21 protein-coding genes are annotated in these 16,629 nt (G+C 45.0%); 12 read left to right on the forward strand and 9 right to left on the reverse strand.

The features are described 5' to 3' along the window. Positions 1-112: 112 nt before the first annotated feature. Positions 113-502: a RidA family protein gene (locus tag KI742_RS07660; protein WP_005381087.1), complete on the forward strand. Its 390-nt coding sequence runs from the start codon at positions 113-115 to the stop codon at positions 500-502. Between the two features lie 84 nt (positions 503-586). Here KI742_RS07660 and KI742_RS07665 read toward each other — a convergent pair whose 3' ends face one another. The 8 genes from KI742_RS07665 to mlaF all read right to left on the reverse strand — a co-directional run bounded on the left by KI742_RS07665 (position 587) and on the right by mlaF (position 6,028). Continuing rightward, entirely contained in the window at positions 587-1,312 is a 726-nt protein-coding gene (locus KI742_RS07665) for a 1-acylglycerol-3-phosphate O-acyltransferase (protein ID WP_005381088.1), read from the reverse strand. Positions 1,313-1,467: 155 nt separating this feature from the next. Next, positions 1,468-2,724, reverse strand: a complete 1,257-nt coding sequence (gene murA, locus KI742_RS07670; protein WP_005388419.1) for a UDP-N-acetylglucosamine 1-carboxyvinyltransferase — start codon at positions 2,722-2,724, stop codon at positions 1,468-1,470. A gap of 9 nt (positions 2,725-2,733) precedes the next feature. Further along, positions 2,734-2,988: a BolA family iron metabolism protein IbaG gene (gene ibaG, locus KI742_RS07675; protein WP_005381092.1), complete on the reverse strand. Its 255-nt coding sequence runs from the start codon at positions 2,986-2,988 to the stop codon at positions 2,734-2,736. Between the two features lie 3 nt (positions 2,989-2,991). Next, positions 2,992-3,312: a lipid asymmetry maintenance protein MlaB gene (locus tag KI742_RS07680; RefSeq protein ID WP_167415471.1), complete on the reverse strand. Its 321-nt coding sequence runs from the start codon at positions 3,310-3,312 to the stop codon at positions 2,992-2,994. Further along, complete coding sequence (gene mlaC, locus KI742_RS07685; protein ID WP_005381098.1) at positions 3,312-3,950, reverse strand: phospholipid-binding protein MlaC; 639 nt, start codon at positions 3,948-3,950, stop codon at positions 3,312-3,314. The genes KI742_RS07680 and mlaC overlap by 1 nt, the downstream gene beginning before the upstream one ends. A gap of 2 nt (positions 3,951-3,952) precedes the next feature. Next, entirely contained in the window at positions 3,953-4,441 is a 489-nt protein-coding gene (gene mlaD, locus KI742_RS07690; protein WP_005381099.1) for an outer membrane lipid asymmetry maintenance protein MlaD, read from the reverse strand. Positions 4,442-4,443: 2 nt separating this feature from the next. After that, entirely contained in the window at positions 4,444-5,235 is a 792-nt protein-coding gene (gene mlaE / locus KI742_RS07695; protein ID WP_005381100.1) for a lipid asymmetry maintenance ABC transporter permease subunit MlaE, read from the reverse strand. Then, positions 5,225-6,028 (reverse strand): phospholipid ABC transporter ATP-binding protein MlaF, encoded by an 804-nt coding sequence (gene mlaF / locus KI742_RS07700; protein ID WP_005388422.1) that lies wholly within the window; start codon positions 6,026-6,028, stop codon positions 5,225-5,227. Before mlaF ends, mlaE begins: the two co-directional genes overlap by 11 nt. Positions 6,029-6,402: 374 nt before the next feature. Between mlaF and KI742_RS07705 the strand changes: the two genes are divergently transcribed. The 11 genes from KI742_RS07705 to mgtE all read left to right on the forward strand — a co-directional run bounded on the left by KI742_RS07705 (position 6,403) and on the right by mgtE (position 15,164). After that, positions 6,403-7,368: a calcium/sodium antiporter gene (locus tag KI742_RS07705; protein WP_005381102.1), complete on the forward strand. Its 966-nt coding sequence runs from the start codon at positions 6,403-6,405 to the stop codon at positions 7,366-7,368. 29 nt (positions 7,369-7,397) lie between these two features. Then, complete coding sequence (gene kdsD, locus KI742_RS07710) at positions 7,398-8,369, forward strand: arabinose-5-phosphate isomerase KdsD (RefSeq protein WP_005381104.1); 972 nt, start codon at positions 7,398-7,400, stop codon at positions 8,367-8,369. 86 nt (positions 8,370-8,455) lie between these two features. After that, the gene (gene lptC, locus KI742_RS07715) at positions 8,456-9,019 is read left to right on the forward strand and encodes an LPS export ABC transporter periplasmic protein LptC (RefSeq protein ID WP_005381106.1); all 564 of its coding nucleotides are present in this window, start codon (positions 8,456-8,458) and stop codon (positions 9,017-9,019) included. Further along, the gene (gene lptA / locus KI742_RS07720) at positions 9,000-9,494 is read left to right on the forward strand and encodes a lipopolysaccharide transport periplasmic protein LptA (protein ID WP_005381109.1); all 495 of its coding nucleotides are present in this window, start codon (positions 9,000-9,002) and stop codon (positions 9,492-9,494) included. The genes lptC and lptA overlap by 20 nt, the downstream gene beginning before the upstream one ends. A 1-nt stretch (position 9,495) precedes the next feature. Further along, positions 9,496-10,221, forward strand: coding sequence for an LPS export ABC transporter ATP-binding protein (gene lptB, locus KI742_RS07725; protein WP_005381111.1), 726 nt, complete (start codon positions 9,496-9,498; stop codon positions 10,219-10,221). Positions 10,222-10,271: 50 nt separating this feature from the next. Further along, positions 10,272-11,741 carry an RNA polymerase factor sigma-54 gene (locus KI742_RS07730; protein ID WP_005381112.1) on the forward strand — a complete coding sequence of 490 codons (1,470 nt, stop codon included), beginning with the start codon at positions 10,272-10,274 and terminating at the stop codon, positions 11,739-11,741. Positions 11,742-11,765: 24 nt separating this feature from the next. Beyond that, positions 11,766-12,053: a ribosome hibernation promoting factor gene (gene hpf, locus KI742_RS07735; protein ID WP_005381114.1), complete on the forward strand. Its 288-nt coding sequence runs from the start codon at positions 11,766-11,768 to the stop codon at positions 12,051-12,053. Positions 12,054-12,055: 2 nt separating this feature from the next. Continuing rightward, positions 12,056-12,502, forward strand: a complete 447-nt coding sequence (gene ptsN, locus KI742_RS07740; protein WP_005381116.1) for a PTS IIA-like nitrogen regulatory protein PtsN — start codon at positions 12,056-12,058, stop codon at positions 12,500-12,502. Between the two features lie 14 nt (positions 12,503-12,516). Beyond that, complete coding sequence (gene rapZ, locus KI742_RS07745; RefSeq protein ID WP_005381118.1) at positions 12,517-13,380, forward strand: RNase adapter RapZ; 864 nt, start codon at positions 12,517-12,519, stop codon at positions 13,378-13,380. 2 nt (positions 13,381-13,382) lie between these two features. After that, positions 13,383-13,658 (forward strand): HPr family phosphocarrier protein, encoded by a 276-nt coding sequence (locus KI742_RS07750; protein ID WP_005381120.1) that lies wholly within the window; start codon positions 13,383-13,385, stop codon positions 13,656-13,658. A 147-nt stretch (positions 13,659-13,805) separates the two neighbouring features. Next, a complete protein-coding gene (gene mgtE / locus KI742_RS07755; RefSeq protein ID WP_005381121.1) occupies positions 13,806-15,164 on the forward strand; it encodes a magnesium transporter in 1,359 nt (452 codons plus the stop codon). Between the two features lie 56 nt (positions 15,165-15,220). Here mgtE and pmbA read toward each other — a convergent pair whose 3' ends face one another. Further along, the gene (gene pmbA / locus KI742_RS07760) at positions 15,221-16,564 is read right to left on the reverse strand and encodes a metalloprotease PmbA (RefSeq protein ID WP_054577139.1); all 1,344 of its coding nucleotides are present in this window, start codon (positions 16,562-16,564) and stop codon (positions 15,221-15,223) included. Between the last annotated feature and the right edge of the window lie 65 nt (positions 16,565-16,629).

Raw genomic sequence — 16,629 nt, forward strand, 5'->3', positions numbered from 1 at the left:
CTGTGATACGTTTAAAATACCCTGCAATGTCAGGGTATTTTGCTCTTTACCTACCGAGGGTTTAGAGGCAAACTGAGAATCTTTATTCCCTACAACTGATGGAAAAAATCAAATGACGAAAGTACTTCACACTGAGTCTGCACCAGCAGCAATCGGTCCTTACGTTCAAGGCGTAGATCTAGGTAACATGGTTCTTACTTCAGGCCAAATCCCAGTAAACCCAGCGACAGGTGAAGTGTCTGCTGATATCGCAGAACAAGCTCGTCAGTCTCTAGAAAACGTAAAGGCTGTAGTTGAATCTTCAGGTCTTAAAGTATCTGATATTGTAAAGCTAACGGTTTTTGTTAAAGACCTAAATGACTTTGGCACGGTGAACGAAGTTTACGGCAAGTTCTTTGATGAGCACGGCGTAGCAAACTACCCTGCACGCTCTTGTGTAGAAGTGGCTCGCCTACCAAAAGATGTTGGCATCGAGATTGAAGCAATTGCAGTTCGCAAATAATTGTACTTGCTGACAAACATAAAAAACGGGTAGCTCAGGCTACCCGTTTTTTATTATCTTTTCGTGATGATATCGCAGTAAAACTTAAGCAGCATTACGCTGTTTGACTTCTTCATCTAACGATTCAAGCTTCTCTTTCATCTGTTCACGACAGATATTCGCTAACTCGCGAATGCCCTCTTTACCATAGCCTTCAGTGCTGATTGGAGGTAGCATTTCAACAATCACATGACCATTGTTCCAACGGTTCAGCTTAATTTTATTCGTCGAGCTACATACGATAGGAATGATTGGCACACCTGCTCCAATTGCCGCATGAAAAGCACCTGTTTTGAATGGCAGCAAACCACGCCCACGAGAACGCGTGCCTTCTGGGAACATCCACACCGAAACATCACTTTCTTTCATGCTGCTCACGACCTGATCGATAGTACCTTTTGCTTTAGAACGATTCGCTCGGTCAATCAGAATGTTACCCGTAAGCCAGTAAAGCTGGCCAAACAGTGGCATCCAAGCCAAGCTCTTTTTACCTACTGTCACAACTTTCGGAGTCACAGCCGCAGAAACAGTAAACATGTCCCAGTTGTTCTGGTGGTTAGCAATGTAAACATGTTGGCCGCGTGAATACGCATCTTCAGGGATACGCAACTCTAACTTAATCCCAAACACACGAGACATCTTGGCAAACAAACGGCCAAAAGTGAAAACGTGCTTAGGGTTTCTAGGGCTTAATAGGCAGTAACCACAACCACCAATAAACATAACAATCGCAAAGATAGCGACAGCAAATACACGTAACAGTGCAATCATTCTTGTTCTCCAGGAACCGGCTTTTGCCAGATACAGCTATTAATATCTCTCTTTCCATAAAGGGAAAATATGGTCATGAGAGTGATATAAAAAAGCCGAAACTCAGGTTTCGGCTCTCTTGATATCCAAGTTACCTGCGGTGCAGTTTAACTTGACTAGCTCACTCGCTCAATATTTGCGCCAAGTGCAGCCAGTTTATTTTCGATTTTGTCGTAACCACGGTCGATATGGTAAATACGATCAACGACGGTTTCGCCTTTAGCAATGCAACCTGCAATAACCAAACTAGCCGAAGCTCGTAGATCGGTTGCCATGACTTGCGCACCGCTGAGTGACTCAACATCACCACAGATAACCGTATTGCCTTCGATCTCAGCTTTAGCGCCCATACGCATGAGTTCTGGTACGTGCATAAAGCGGTTTTCAAAGATAGTCTCTGTGATCACGCCGCCACCTTTCGCCATCATGTTCAGAAGCGTAAATTGAGCTTGCATATCCGTCGGGAAACCAGGATGTGGCGCAGTACGTACACTTACCGCTTTTAGCTCGCGGTCGGTCATATCAACGGAGATCCAATCTTCACCCGTTTCGACAAGCGCGCCAGCTTCTTCCAGCTTGGCGAGAACCGCTTCAAGCAAATGAGCATTAGTGTTGCGACATACCACTTTACCGCCAGATACTGCTGCTGCGACAAGGAATGTTCCCGTCTCAATACGGTCAGCAACCACGTTGTGTTTACAACCGCCTAGGCGCTCAACACCTTCAATCGTAATGGTATCTGTGCCAGCGCCAGAGATTTTTGCGCCAAGCTTATTTAGGAAATCAGCGGTATCGACGATTTCAGGCTCACGCGCAGCGTTATCTAGTGTTGTTGTGCCTTCCGCCAGCGCTGCCGCACACATGATGGTGATCGTCGCGCCTACGCTGACTTTATCCATCACGATGTGCGCGCCTTTTAGACGACCATCCACTTCTGCTTTTACATAACCATCTTCTAATGTAATGGTTGCGCCAAGCTGCTCTAAACCAGAAATATGCAGATCCACAGGACGGGCACCGATGGCACAACCGCCTGGTAAAGAAACCTGACCTTGACCAAAGCGCGCCACCAAAGGACCTAAAGCCCAAATAGAAGCACGCATGGTTTTCACCAAATCATAAGGCGCGCAGTATTCTGTAATACTGCTTGGGTCAACATGAACAGAGCCATTGCGGCTTACTTTCGCGCCTAAACGCTTAAGCAGTTCCATGGTTGTATCGATATCACGAAGGTGTGGTACGTTTGCCACTTCTACTGGCTCTTCCGCCAAGATAGACGCAAATAAAATCGGCAGTGCTGCGTTTTTTGCACCTGAAATGGTCACTTCACCAACTAGTGGTTTATCTGACCCAATAACTCGAAACTTTTCCATCAATAAACCTTAAAGCGACATCAATTTCTTATCACGAGCCCACTCTTCTGGTGTGAACGCTTTGATTGATAATGCGTGAATGTCGTTACGCTGGATGTATTCCATCAGAGGAGCATAAATTAGCTGCTGCTTCTTAACGCGGCTCATTCCATCGAAACAAGCATCAACAGCAACCACTTCATAGTGGCTACCTTCACCTTTCACATGCACTTCTTGAAGGTTTAGTGCTTCTTCTAATAACTGTTGTACTTTTGCGCTATCCACAATTTACCCCTGATAATTCTGTATGTGTTTGGCCACTAAAGATTCAACATTGCTCAGTTGAAACAAAGTGCGCAGTTGCGCCGGCACGAAACTGAGCATTATATGACAGTTTTGCTTTTTTGCATGCTCTAATAAGTGGATTAACATCACCATTCCTGCAGAGTCGACGCGCTCTACCTCTTTTAGCGAGCATTCCAGCTCCGATTGAGCAGGTTGCCATTGCTGTGCATACGCCCACAATGAAGGCACTGTATCTCTATCAAGTGCCCCTGTTAGCTTAAGAATGTTTTGATCCAATTGCCACTGAGCGGGAATCTGGGCCATTATTTCTTCGCCTCGAAGCGGATCGGTTCTGCGGCCAATTTTTCTAGATCTTTAGCAACAGATAGAATACCTTCTTGACGAATTTTACTGTTCCATTCTGATTGTTTACTAGAAAGCAAACTAATGCCCTCTGCAATCATATCGAATGCTTCCCACTCACCAGACTGGTTGTCTTTACGCAGTTTAAACTCAAGTTTGATGTTTGGACGCGGAGTATCGATGATATCAACTTTAATGCTTGTAATACGCTTAGAGTCATCAATGCTAGGCTCAGGGCCAAACTCAATTTTTTGGTCAGAGTATTGCGTCAACACTTGTGCATAAGACGCAATCAGGTAAGCACGAAATGCATCGATAAACTCAAGTACATCTTCACGCTTAGCACCTTTTAAGTTTGGACCAAGAAGTTTTAACCCTGCATAGCGGTAGTTGACGTAAGGCATTAGCTCTTCTTCAACGATCACTTTAAGTAAATTTGGATCTTGTTTGATTTTCGGCTGTTCGGCTTTCAATCTTTCGAACGTGACTTCAGCTACCTGCTTCATCATCTTATAAGGTTCAGTTTTATCCACCTCTGCTGCTGTTGCTCCAAAGACGCTAAACACAGCACAAACTGAAAGTAGTAATCTCGCTAACATAGTTATTCCTTACTTGAGTCGTCTGAACCACCTACGCTGTATAGTACTTGACCAATTAAGTCTTCAAGCACAAGCGCCGATTTGGTGTCTTCGATGGTATCACCATCCACTAGCATGACTTCATCATCAAAAACGAAGCCAGGTACTAAACCAATGTATTGCTCACCAATCAGGCCAGATGTCAAAATTTGTACGCTCGACGTTTCTGGGAACTGATTGTATTTGCTATTGATAGATAGTGTTACAACTGGCAATAAGTTGTCTGGGTTAAGCGAAATACTACTTACTCGACCAATCACAACGCCCCCCACTTTTACGGGCGAACGAACTTTTAAACTGCCAATATTATCGAACTCGGCTTTGAGGGTATAAGTATCACCAGAGCCAATGCTTTTTACGTCAGCAACTTGAAAAATCATCACAAGAATCGCGCAAATTCCCGCTAATACAAAGCTGCCAACCCATAATTCAGTTTTACGTGTTTGTTGCATGATTAATTCCCAAACATCAATGCGGTCAGTACAAAGTCTAATCCTAGTACTGCTAAAGAAGAATGCACAACAGTGCGCGTAGTTGCTCGGCTGATCCCTTCCGATGTTGGAATAGCATCATAACCGTTAAATAGAGCGACCCAAGTAACCGTAATTGCAAACGCAAAACATTTGATCATACTGTTACCAATGTCTTGTCCTAGCTCAACAGAGGACTGCATCGCTGACCAAAAACTGCCGTGATCAACGCCTTTCCAGTCAACACCAACAAGCTGAGCGCCCCAAATTCCCACAGCCATGAAAATCATAGCCAGTAAAGGCATTGAGATAACCCCAGCCCAAAACCGTGGTGCAATCACTCGTTTCAATGGGTCTACCGCCATCATTTCAAGGCTAGACAGTTGTTCCGTTGCTTTCATTAGACCTATCTCTGCGGTTAACGCAGAACCGGCACGACCAGCAAACAAAAGTGCAGTAACAACGGGTCCTAATTCACGGAGTAACGAAAGCGCTACCATTTGCCCCAAACTGCCTTCTGCGCCGTAATCCACCAACACAACATAGCCTTGTAGACTCAAAACCATTCCAATGAACAGACCAGATACGACGATGATCGCCAGCGACTGAACACCAACAGAATAAAGTTGCTTAACAAGCAGAGGAAAGCTTCTGATCGGTTGTGGCTTAGAAAATAGCGCCCCAATCAACATGAAAGTCGCACGACCAAATGCTCCGCAAATAGAAAGCGTGCGTCGACCCAACGAGGCGACAAAGTGAATGAAGTTATCGACCATCAAATAAGTCCTTTTCGATACTTTGAGAAGGGAAACGAAACGGTACAGGACCGTCGGCATCACCTTGTAAGAACTGCTGGACACGAGGATCAGAGTTTTGAGTCAGCTCTTCTGGCGTACCATAGGCGATGATTTTTCCATCGGCCATCAGGTATACCCAGTCAGCAATACTCATGACTTCAGGTACGTCGTGAGAAACCACAATAGAGGTCAAACCTAACGCTTGGTTTAGATTGCTAATTAGCTCAACCAAAACGCCCATAGTGATTGGGTCTTGCCCCACAAACGGCTCATCGTACATGATCAAGTCAGGGTCAAGTGCGATTGCCCGAGCCAAAGCAGCGCGTCTTGCCATACCACCTGAAAGCTCACTCGGCATTAATTGCGCCGCGCCGCGCAGACCGACAGCTTCGAGCTTGAGTAACACCATGGTGCGAATCAAATCTTCCGATAAATCGGTATGCTCTCTCAATGGAAAGGCGACATTATCAAAAACATTCAAATCAGTGAATAAAGCCCCTGACTGGAACAACATGCTCATTTTCTTTCGAGCGTGGTAGAGTTTTTTACGCGAGAGAGAGGGAATATTGTCGCCATCAAACCAGATCTCTCCTTGCTCGGGATACAACTGACCACCAATCAAACGCAGCAGTGTTGTTTTACCAATTCCCGATGGTCCCATAATGGCCGTCACTTTGCCCTCAGGAACATGCAGATCAATATCATCAAAGATCATGCGTTCTCCCCGTGAAAAAGTGAGGTTGTTCACGGTGACTAAATCGTTGTTCGACATATCATCTCTTCTACTGTAGGAGCGTTGCAACTCACGGAATCATCAAGCAGATACTCATCGGAGTTGAATTCTACGTTTAATAAAGTAACGTCGGTACATTTATTAGGCTGCAATCATAAGCACATTGGCGTTGAATTTAAAGCACTGTTCAATTAAATAAAGTCGAGTATATCCCTGCAATTTCTCATGGTTTATGACCGAATTAGCACGAAGTGTTTAAATCCTAGACCAGAATTGCTCATTTAAATGAGTGAGATTTACATACATTTTCGTTACTAACCTTTAATTTATTCTTCGTTTATCTTCCATTTTAGGCCGCAAAAGGTCAAAATTAGCGGTTATTCATTTTACTTATTTAATACTTAGGAATTCTCATGCTCGAAGCCGTTGCGTTGCTTATAGTCGGTCTTGTTTTGCTTGTTTGGAGTGCAGATAAACTTGTTTTTGGCTCTGCAGCGATAGCCCGCAACGTCGGTATTTCCCCGCTTGTCATCGGCATGACAATCCTCGCGATGGGCTCATCCGCCCCTGAGATGATGGTATCTGCAACCGCTGCTTGGGATGGCAAAACAGATACAGCGGTGGGTAACGTATTAGGCTCAAACATAGCGAACATTGCGTTAATCCTAGGTATTACAGCGCTGATCAAGCCTTTGTCGATTAGCTCCGCCGTCATCCGCCGAGAACTTCCACTCATGATAGCCGTAACCGTACTCGCTGGTATTCTGCTTTGGAATAGCCATCTCGGTTTTTATGAGGGTGTCTTATTGTTTGTACTCTTTGGGGCATTTTTATTTGCTATGTTGCAAATCAGCCGCAAAGAGCAAAAATCAGGTGATGTTTTTCTTGATGACCAAGAGTCAGAGATCCCTGAAGGCGTCAGTAACCCTAAAGCAATCATGTGGGTGGTTATTGGCTTGATACTGCTTCCTTTGGCAGCCAGCATGCTGGTTGATAACGCGGTAATTATTGCTAAACACTTTGGTATGAGCGACCTTGTTATCGGTCTAACTATTATCGCCATTGGCACTAGCCTGCCTGAACTGGCCGCATCACTTGCGGGAGTTTTAAAGGGTGAAGACGACATGGCTGTCGGTAACATTATCGGTTCGAATGTGTTTAACATTCTGGCGGTAATGGGGATTCCTGGCATCATTAATCCATCGGTGCTCAGTGAGTACGCGATGGGACGTGACTTCTGGGTCATGTTAGGCGTTTCATTGTTACTTGTCGCGATGTGTTTGGGTAAATCACGCAGTATTAACCGTATTGAAGGTGCCATCTTGTTTGTGTGCTTCTTAGGTTACCAAGTGTACTTATTCGCAAACATGACCGCTTAATTACCACGATCAATAAGTAGAGATCTGATATGTCCAATCAATTTGATTTTCGCGCTGCTGCTAAACAAGTTCTTGATATCGAAGTTGCTGCTCTGCAAGAGCTAGATACCTACTTTGATGATCAATTTGAAAAAGCGTGTGAACTTATCCTTTCCAACAACGGCAAAGTTGTCGTTATGGGTATTGGCAAGTCAGGCCATATTGGTAACAAGATTGCCGCCACTCTGGCAAGCACTGGGACTTCGGCGTTTTTCGTTCATCCAGGCGAAGCCGCACATGGTGACTTGGGTATGATTAGCCCAGGTGACATTGTGCTGGCAATTTCTAACTCTGGTGAATCAAACGAAATTCTGTCTCTATTTCCAGTATTAAAGCGCCTGAATATTAAGATCATCAGCATGACAGGTAAGCCAGAATCAAATATGGCCAAGCTGTCTGACTTACACCTGCAAATTACGGTACCTCAAGAAGCTTGTCCGTTAGGCCTGGCGCCAACTAGCAGTACGACTGCCACATTAGTGATGGGAGATGCATTAGCCGTAGCTCTGCTTCAAGCTCGTGGTTTTTCTGCCGAAGATTTTGCCCTATCTCACCCAGGTGGTGCACTGGGGAGAAAACTGCTACTTAAGTTGTCTGATATTATGCACTTTGGAGAAGCGTTACCTAAAGTTTCTCCTGACGCATTAATTCGCGATGCCCTGCTTGAAATTTCAGAAAAGGGGTTAGGCATGACAGCCATCGTCGATGAGCACGATGCTATGCTTGGTATATTCACCGATGGTGATTTACGTCGTACCTTAGACAAGCGTATCGATATTCATACGACGGCAATTGGCGAGGTCATGACGACAAACCCAACCACAGCACACCCTGATATGCTGGCGGTTGAAGGTTTGAACTTGATGCAGAATAAAAACATTAACGCTCTGATTTTATGTAAAGACGAAAAAATTGTGGGTGCACTGAACATGCACGATTTACTAAAAGCTGGCGTGATGTAATATCAGCACAAACATTTAAATCATTTATTAGACGAATAAAGGCAATGGTCAGGGAAGTACTGAGCTAAACGATAGGCCTTCATTATATGAGTTTTACTCGCCTTATTTATTTGCTCTTGATCTTCGTTGTAGCGTGGTGCGGTTATTACCTACTAACCCCTAAAGGCAACGACGCAATTCAAGTAGCACCAGATTCTGAACTGCCCATGTTCAGTGGTTCTGGATTAGAAAATATCACCTACGGTGAAGATGGTGTCCGCAGTTACATCATTCGCTCCACTAACTTAGACCATTATGCTAAGAGTGGAGATACTATTTTTAATAACCCGACTTTGATGGTTTACCGTGAAGGAAGCGTCATTGAATGGAAGGTGACTGCCACAAGAGCAGTGTTAGATGAAGACCAAGTTTTGACTTTATATGACAAAGTCTTAATGCAAAATCTTCTGCCTGGTGCGAGTTTTGATACCATGGCAACAGACAAATTGGTCATTAATCTAACCAATCGTGATTTTAAAGCTGACCAACAAGTAATGTTGGTTGGACCACAATTTGAAACTACTGGAGGCGCAATGCAAGGTAACCTAAAACAGCATACTGCGACTCTGACAGATGAAGTTCAAGGTCGATATGAAACCGTTACACCTTAGCCTACTGGCACTGGTATTGGCGGCGCCTCAAGCGCTGGCACTCAAGTCGGATACTCAACAGCCGGTTTACATAAACTCTGACACCCAACAGGTGGATATGAAGAGTAACCAGGTTGTTTTTGAAGGCGATGTATCTCTTAAGCAAGGGAGCATCAATATCGATGCTGATAGAATCGTGGTAACTCGCGATCCTAAAACCGAAGCAATTAAACAGATTCAAGCATTTGGTAAACCTGCGAAGTTTTCTCAGCTGATGGACGATGGTAAAACACTTAGTGGTCAAGCTACGGAGCTGGATTACCGTATTTCTACAGACGAACTGACCATGAAAGGTCAAGCGCAGCTGGCGCAAGACAACAACACCATCAAAGGTTCTTCGATTCGTTACCAAATTGGTAAACAAAAGCTAGTCGCAGATAGCTCTAAGGAAGAGCGCGTTACGACCATTTTGCAACCCAATCAGATAGAGAACTAATATGGCAGTACTGAGTGCGAAAAACTTGGCGAAAAGCTACAAAAAACGCAAAGTCGTCACTGATGTTAGCTTAGAAGTTGAATCTGGTCAGATTGTTGGGCTACTCGGTCCAAACGGCGCGGGTAAAACCACCTCGTTTTACATGATTGTCGGTTTGGTACCTCGCGATGAAGGCACCATTACCATTGACGACAATGACATCAGTATTTTGCCGATGCATAGCCGTTCACGACTTGGCATTGGCTATCTTCCGCAAGAAGCGTCGATTTTCCGTAAGCTTTCAGTAGAAGATAACATCATGGCCGTACTTGAAACTCGTCAAGAAATGACGAGGGAAGAGCGCCAAGATAAACTGGAAGATTTGTTGGAAGAATTCCACATCCAGCACATCAGAACCAGTGCTGGTATGGCACTATCAGGGGGTGAGCGACGCAGGGTGGAAATCGCTCGAGCTTTAGCGGCCAACCCTCAGTTCATTTTATTGGATGAACCTTTCGCTGGTGTTGACCCAATTTCGGTTAATGACATCAAGAAAATCATTGAGCATCTGCGCGATCGTGGTCTCGGAGTGTTAATCACTGACCATAATGTACGTGAAACACTGGACGTATGTGAAAAAGCCTATATCGTGAGCCAAGGGCACCTAATTGCATCGGGAACTCCGGCAGAAGTTCTCAATAATGAACAGGTGAAACAAGTTTATCTCGGCGAACAATTCCGTCTATGATTATATTAGGAACGGTAAGATTCTGAGCATTACAAGGTAAGTAACACTGAATGAAACCTTCATTACAACTCAAGCTAGGTCAGCAGTTAGCCATGACGCCACAGTTGCAGCAAGCGATTCGCTTATTGCAATTGTCGACACTCGATCTTCAACAAGAAATCCAAGAAGCGTTGGACTCAAACCCATTATTGGAAGTTGAAGAAGGCCAAGACGAGCCTCTAGCAAACGGTGAAGATAAGTCAGCGGTCGAGGCTGCTGATAGCAACAGTGCTAGCGAACCAACAGAAATTGACGTTCCAGATAGCTCCGATGTGATAGAGAAATCAGAAATTAGCTCTGAACTTGAAATCGACACGACTTGGGATGACGTCTACAGCGCGAATACTGGTAGCACTGGCTTAGCTCTTGATGATGATATGCCCGTCTACCAAGGCGAAACCACTGAATCATTACATGATTACCTCATGTGGCAGCTTGACCTAACACCATTCAGTGAAACCGACCGCACGATTGCATTAGCGATTATTGACGCTGTTGACGACTACGGCTATTTAACTTTGTCGCCTGAAGAGATTCATGAGAGCTTCGATAATGAAGAGATAGAGTTAGACGAAGTAGAAGCCGTTCGTAAACGCATTCAACAATTCGATCCTCTTGGCGTTGCATCACGTAACTTACAAGAATGTTTGTTACTGCAATTAACGACCTTCCCGGAAGACACACCGTGGCTTGCTGAAGCCAAAATGATACTTGCGGATCACATTGATCACCTAGGCAACCGAGACTACAAGCTCGTCATCAAAGAGACTAAGCTGAAAGAAGCCGATCTTCGTGAAGTCTTAAAGCTTATCCAACAGTTAGATCCTCGTCCAGGTAGTCGCATCACTCCTGATGATACCGAGTACGTAATTCCAGACGTATCCGTTTTTAAAGACAATGGCAAATGGACCGTTTCTATAAACCCGGATAGCGTGCCAAAATTAAAAGTAAATCAACAATATGCTCAATTAGGCAAAGGTAATAGCGCGGATAGCCAGTACATCCGCAGCAATTTGCAAGAGGCAAAATGGTTAATTAAGAGCTTAGAGAGTAGAAACGAGACGCTACTCAAAGTTGCAAGATGTATTGTTGAACATCAACAAGATTTCTTCGAGTATGGTGAGGAAGCCATGAAGCCAATGGTACTCAATGATGTCGCTTTGGCTGTGGACATGCATGAATCCACGATTTCTCGTGTAACAACGCAAAAATTTATGCATACACCACGTGGTATTTTTGAATTGAAGTACTTCTTCTCTAGCCATGTTAGTACTGACAATGGCGGAGAATGTTCGTCAACAGCAATTCGTGCACTCATTAAAAAACTGGTCGCAGCAGAGAATACTGCCAAACCACTGAGTGATAGCAAGATTGCTGCTCTTCTGGCTGACCAAGGGATTCAGGTCGCAAGACGTACGATAGCCAAATATCGCGAATCCTTGGGAATTGCCCCTTCAAGTCAGCGTAAACGCCTATTATAAGGCACTAACTGAAAAGGAAAGTCTATGCAAATCAATATTCAAGGCCATCACGTTGATCTTACCGATTCAATGCAAGACTATGTAAATTCTAAGTTTCAGAAGCTCGAAAGGTTCTTCGACCATATCAATCAAGTGCATGTTGTACTAAAAGTTGAAAAAATTACTCAAATCGCGGAAGCTACGCTTCACATAAATCAAGGCGAAATCCACGCATCAGCCGATGACGAAAATATGTATGCCGCGATCGATTCGCTGGTAGATAAATTGGTTCGCCAACTTAATAAGCACAAAGAAAAACTAAACAGTCATTAATCATGCAACTGAGCGAAATACTGTCATTGGACTGCACCAAAAGTGCGGTCCACTGCACGAGTAAAAAACGCGCCCTTGAAATGATCAGCCGTATCGTGGCTGATCAAACGGGCCAAGATTCTACCGAGCTGTTCGAATGCATGCTCAATAGAGAAAAAATGGGCAGTACCGGTATCGGAAACGGTATTGCGATCCCTCACGCGAGAATGCAATCAAGCGACAAGGCCATTGCTGTCTTACTGCAATGTGATGAAGCAATCGAATTTGATGCGATTGACAATCGACCTGTCGATCTTCTTTTTGCGCTCCTTGTACCAGAAGAACAGTGCAAAGAGCACCTCAAGACTCTATCCTCTATGGCAGAACGTCTGAGCGATAAGCAAGTATTAAAACTACTGCGTAATGCTCAGAGTGATGAAGAACTTTACGACATCATGATTCACCAATAAGCAGGACTAACTCCATGCGACTAATCGTTGTTAGCGGGCACTCAGGTGCCGGTAAAAGTATTGCGCTTCGTGTACTGGAAGACTTAGGTTACTACTGTGTTGATAACCTGCCAGTTAACTTGCTGGACGCATTTGTTCATTCTGTTGCTGACAGCAAACAGAATGTTGCAGTCAGTATTGATATTCGTAATATTCCTAAAAAGCTAAAAGAACTGACGAGTACACTAGAACAGTTAAAAACTGAGCTTGATGTGACCGTGCTTTTCTTGGACGCTAATAAAGAAACGCTACTCAAACGCTACAGCGAAACACGCCGAATTCACCCGTTATCTTTAGGTGGCACCTCCCTCTCGCTCGATCAAGCCATCGAGCGTGAGAAGCAAATTTTGACGCCACTCAAAGCGCATGCAGATCTGGTCCTAAATAGTAGTGGGCAGTCTTTGCATGAATTGAGTGAAACCGTGCGTATGCGCGTTGAAGGCAGAGATCGCAAAGGGCTCGTTATGGTATTTGAGTCTTTTGGTTTTAAATACGGCCTGCCTTCCGATGCCGATTACGTATTCGACGTTCGCTTCTTACCTAACCCACATTGGGAACCAGCACTACGCCCGCTTACAGGTCTGGATGCTCCTATCGCCGCATTTTTAGAGCAACACCAATCGGTGTTAAGTTTGAAATATCAAATTGAAAGCTTTATAGAGAATTGGTTACCTCTGCTTGAGAAAAACAACCGCAGCTACCTGACCGTTGCAATCGGTTGTACTGGTGGTAAGCACCGCTCGGTCTACTTAACTCAGCAAATCGGTGAATACTTCGCCAACAAAGGACACCAAGTACAAATTCGCCATACCTCACTAGAGAAAAACGCTAAGGAATAACCGTGGAGTTAAGTCGTAAAGTATTGATTCAAAACCGCCTTGGCTTACATGCTCGTGCAGCAGTCAAACTGGTCGAACTGGCACAGAGCTTTGAAGCGGTCATCACCATCGACAATGAAGAAGACAAAACCGCCACAGCAGACAGCGTAATGGGCCTGTTAATGCTAGAGTCCGCTCAAGGGCAATACGTTACGATCCACGCAACGGGTGGGCAAGCGGAAGAAGCACTGGATGCCGTTTGCCACTTGATCGAAGATAAATTTGATGAAGGCGAGTAGTTTACTCGCTTTTTCTTACCTCCCATTATCTTTCTCTTCCCTGACCTAATAAATAAATTTGCTTAGTATCATAAGTTGTTATTAAAAGGCGCCTAGAATTAAGTTATTATTCAACGCATTGTAAATATCAGGAATTGGGAGGAATGAATGGCAGAGCAAATTGAATTCGACCAAGCTCACCAAGCCCTCCAAGAAGTCACAGAAGCGCTAGAAAATGGCCGCTTCGTCCATGTTCGTCGTCAATTACAGGACATGGAACCTGAGGATATCGCTCACCTTTTAGAAGCCTCCCCACGTAAGAGCCGTGAAGTTCTTTGGCAACTCACCGACCCTGAAGATTATGGTGAAATCCTTGACGAGCTGAACGAAGACGTCAAAGACAGCCTCGTATCCAAAATGGCACCAGAAGCGCTTGCAGAAGCGACAGAAGGCATGGATACCGATGACGTGGCTTACGTACTGCGTAGCTTGCCTGACAACCTGTCACGCGAAGTCCTGTCGCAAATGGACTCCTCTGACCGTCTACGGGTCGAAACTGCCCTATCCTACCCAGAAGACACCGCGGGTGGACTGATGAACACCGACGTCATCACAATTCGTGGTGACGTAGATGTGGACGTAGTTTTGCGTTATCTACGTATGAAAGGCGAGCTTCCAGAAGCTACGGATGCCCTGTATGTGATCGATGAAGAGAGTAAGCTCATCGGTGAACTGCCGATCACGACGCTTATTACCACTCAGCCAGACGTAAAAATCATTGATGTAATGGAAGACGCGGACGAGGCCATCACCGTCGATACTAGCGACTCAGATGTTGCGAGTCTGTTCGAACGCCGTAATTGGGTATCTGCACCTGTTGTTGATGAAAACTTGCATTTGGTCGGTCGTATCACCATCGATGACGTGGTTGACGTTATTCGTGAAGACGCGGAACACTCGATGATGAGTATGGCGGGTATGGACGATGACGAAGATACTTTCGCGCCTGTTGTAAAATCAGCTCGCAAACGCAGTATCTGGCTTGGCGCTAACGTATTAGCCGCCCTTGCTGCTGCTTCCGTTTCTAATATGTTTGAGGCCACATTAGATCAAATGGCGGCCATTGCGGTATTGATGACGATTGTTCCGTCCATGGGTGGTGTCGCTGGTAACCAAACCGTCGCACTAGTGATTCGTGGTCTTGCTCTTGGTCATATCGGTGACTCAAACAAACGCGAACTGTTAATGAAAGAAGCCTCGATCGGCTTACTCAACGGTATCATGTGGGCGCTGATTATTGGTGGTATTGTTGTTGCTTGGAAAGGTAACTGGATGCTCGGAGGAATCATTTCCGCCGCCATGCTGACCAACTTATTGGTCGCAGGTATTGCAGGAGTAACGATTCCAATCCTATTGAAAAAAATGAACATCGATCCTGCTTTAGCTGGTGGTATGGCATTAACAACGGTGACGGATGTGATTGGTTTATCTGTCTTCTTAGGGCTTGCCACAATACTGATTACCTAACAGAAAAAGCCTGATGAACACATCAGGCTTTTTTGATTCTGAATTGCTAGAAAAGCTTATTCACCCGCCACTTTCATGGTATCCAGTAGGATAGAGCCCGTTTGGATTTGTGAGCGCGTTTCAATATCACTACCAACCGCCACAATCTTGGTGAACATGTCTTTTAGATTACCTGCGATGGTAATTTCTGATACTGGGTATTGGATCTCGCCATTCTCAACCCAGAAGCCTGCGGCACCGCGAGAGTAATCACCCGTTACCACGTTCACACCTTGTCCCATGACTTCTGTCACTAGAAGACCAGTACCGAGCTCTTTAAGCATTTGTTCGAAGTTTTGGCCTGTCGACTTCACGTACCAGTTATGAATCCCACCAGCGTGACCTGTCGGCGTCATCTTCATTTTACGTGCGGCATAACTGGTTAACAGATAAGTTGCTAGCACACCGTCGGTAATGATCTCACGGTCTTGAGTGTACACACCTTCACTATCGAATGGACTTGATGCCAAACCACGCAATACATGCGGACGTTCTGAGATATTGAACCATTCAGGAAGCACTTGTTTGCCTAGATGGTCAAGTAAGAAAGAAGATTTTCGGTACAAGTTACCACCGCTGATCGCCATAACGAGATGGCCAATCAAGCCTGTCGCAACATCAGCCGCAAACATGATTGGGTATTGACCTGTTTTTAGACGCTGCGCATCTAAGCGGTTAACCGTATTCTCTGCCGCCTTACGACCCACCGTTTCTGGGGTCCATAAGTCATCACGATGACGTGCCACGGTGTAGCTGTAATCACGTTCCATCTCGCCGTTTTGACCAACGCCAATTACACAACAGCTAGTACTATGGCGGCTAGACGCATAACTAGCTAATAAGCCATGGCTATTGCCATACACTTTCACGCCGTAATGACTATCATAACTCGCGCCATCACTTTGCTTGATTGCATTGTTATAACTTAGCGCCTCTTTTTCTGCTGCAATCGCCACATTGGCAGCATAGTCTGGATCGGGTGCGTCTGGGTGGAAAAGATCAAGCTCAGGAATCTCTTGCACCATGTATTCTTTTGCTGCAGGGCCTGCAAATGGGTCTTCAGATGTGTAATGTGCAATATCTAGCGCCGCTATAACGGTTTGCTCGATTGCAGCTTCACTTAAATCAGACGTGGAAGCACTGCCTTTGCGTTGACCTCGGTAAACGGTAATGCCCAGCGCACCATCGCTGTTGAACTCGACATTTTCTACTTCACCCATACGAGTTGAAACACTTAAACCAGTGCTTTTAGTAATTGCGACTTCGGCGGCGTCAGATTTTGCCGATGCAAGCTTTAAAGCTCTTGCGACGGCTTGCTCTAGCTCGGTTCGTTGCTCAGCAACCTGCTGTTTAATATCCATTGTCTTTCACATCTTGTCTTTGATGAACAATAGGATAACAAGAATTTCGCTTTCTCCCCATGATT

The sequence above is a fragment of the Vibrio sp. D417a genome (assembly GCF_030248595.1).
Taxonomy (GTDB): domain Bacteria; phylum Pseudomonadota; class Gammaproteobacteria; order Enterobacterales; family Vibrionaceae; genus Vibrio; species Vibrio alginolyticus.

Coding starts and splice junctions, on each gene's coding strand:
- lptA (WP_005381109.1), top strand. CDS start 9,000: ATGAAACCGTTACACCTTAGCCTACTGGCACTGGTATTGGCGGCGCCT.
- pmbA (WP_054577139.1), bottom strand. CDS start 16,564: ATGGATATTAAACAGCAGGTTGCTGAGCAACGAACCGAGCTAGAGCAA.
- lptB (WP_005381111.1), top strand. CDS start 9,496: ATGGCAGTACTGAGTGCGAAAAACTTGGCGAAAAGCTACAAAAAACGC.
- lptC (WP_005381106.1), top strand. CDS start 8,456: ATGAGTTTTACTCGCCTTATTTATTTGCTCTTGATCTTCGTTGTAGCG.
- hpf (WP_005381114.1), top strand. CDS start 11,766: ATGCAAATCAATATTCAAGGCCATCACGTTGATCTTACCGATTCAATG.
- KI742_RS07665 (WP_005381088.1), bottom strand. CDS start 1,312: ATGATTGCACTGTTACGTGTATTTGCTGTCGCTATCTTTGCGATTGTT.
- mgtE (WP_005381121.1), top strand. CDS start 13,806: ATGGCAGAGCAAATTGAATTCGACCAAGCTCACCAAGCCCTCCAAGAA.
- mlaF (WP_005388422.1), bottom strand. CDS start 6,028: ATGTCGAACAACGATTTAGTCACCGTGAACAACCTCACTTTTTCACGG.
- KI742_RS07680 (WP_167415471.1), bottom strand. CDS start 3,312: ATGGCCCAGATTCCCGCTCAGTGGCAATTGGATCAAAACATTCTTAAG.
- kdsD (WP_005381104.1), top strand. CDS start 7,398: ATGTCCAATCAATTTGATTTTCGCGCTGCTGCTAAACAAGTTCTTGAT.
- KI742_RS07730 (WP_005381112.1), top strand. CDS start 10,272: ATGAAACCTTCATTACAACTCAAGCTAGGTCAGCAGTTAGCCATGACG.
- mlaD (WP_005381099.1), bottom strand. CDS start 4,441: ATGCAACAAACACGTAAAACTGAATTATGGGTTGGCAGCTTTGTATTA.
- rapZ (WP_005381118.1), top strand. CDS start 12,517: ATGCGACTAATCGTTGTTAGCGGGCACTCAGGTGCCGGTAAAAGTATT.
- mlaC (WP_005381098.1), bottom strand. CDS start 3,950: ATGTTAGCGAGATTACTACTTTCAGTTTGTGCTGTGTTTAGCGTCTTT.
- ptsN (WP_005381116.1), top strand. CDS start 12,056: ATGCAACTGAGCGAAATACTGTCATTGGACTGCACCAAAAGTGCGGTC.
- KI742_RS07705 (WP_005381102.1), top strand. CDS start 6,403: ATGCTCGAAGCCGTTGCGTTGCTTATAGTCGGTCTTGTTTTGCTTGTT.
- murA (WP_005388419.1), bottom strand. CDS start 2,724: ATGGAAAAGTTTCGAGTTATTGGGTCAGATAAACCACTAGTTGGTGAA.
- KI742_RS07660 (WP_005381087.1), top strand. CDS start 113: ATGACGAAAGTACTTCACACTGAGTCTGCACCAGCAGCAATCGGTCCT.
- mlaE (WP_005381100.1), bottom strand. CDS start 5,235: ATGGTCGATAACTTCATTCACTTTGTCGCCTCGTTGGGTCGACGCACG.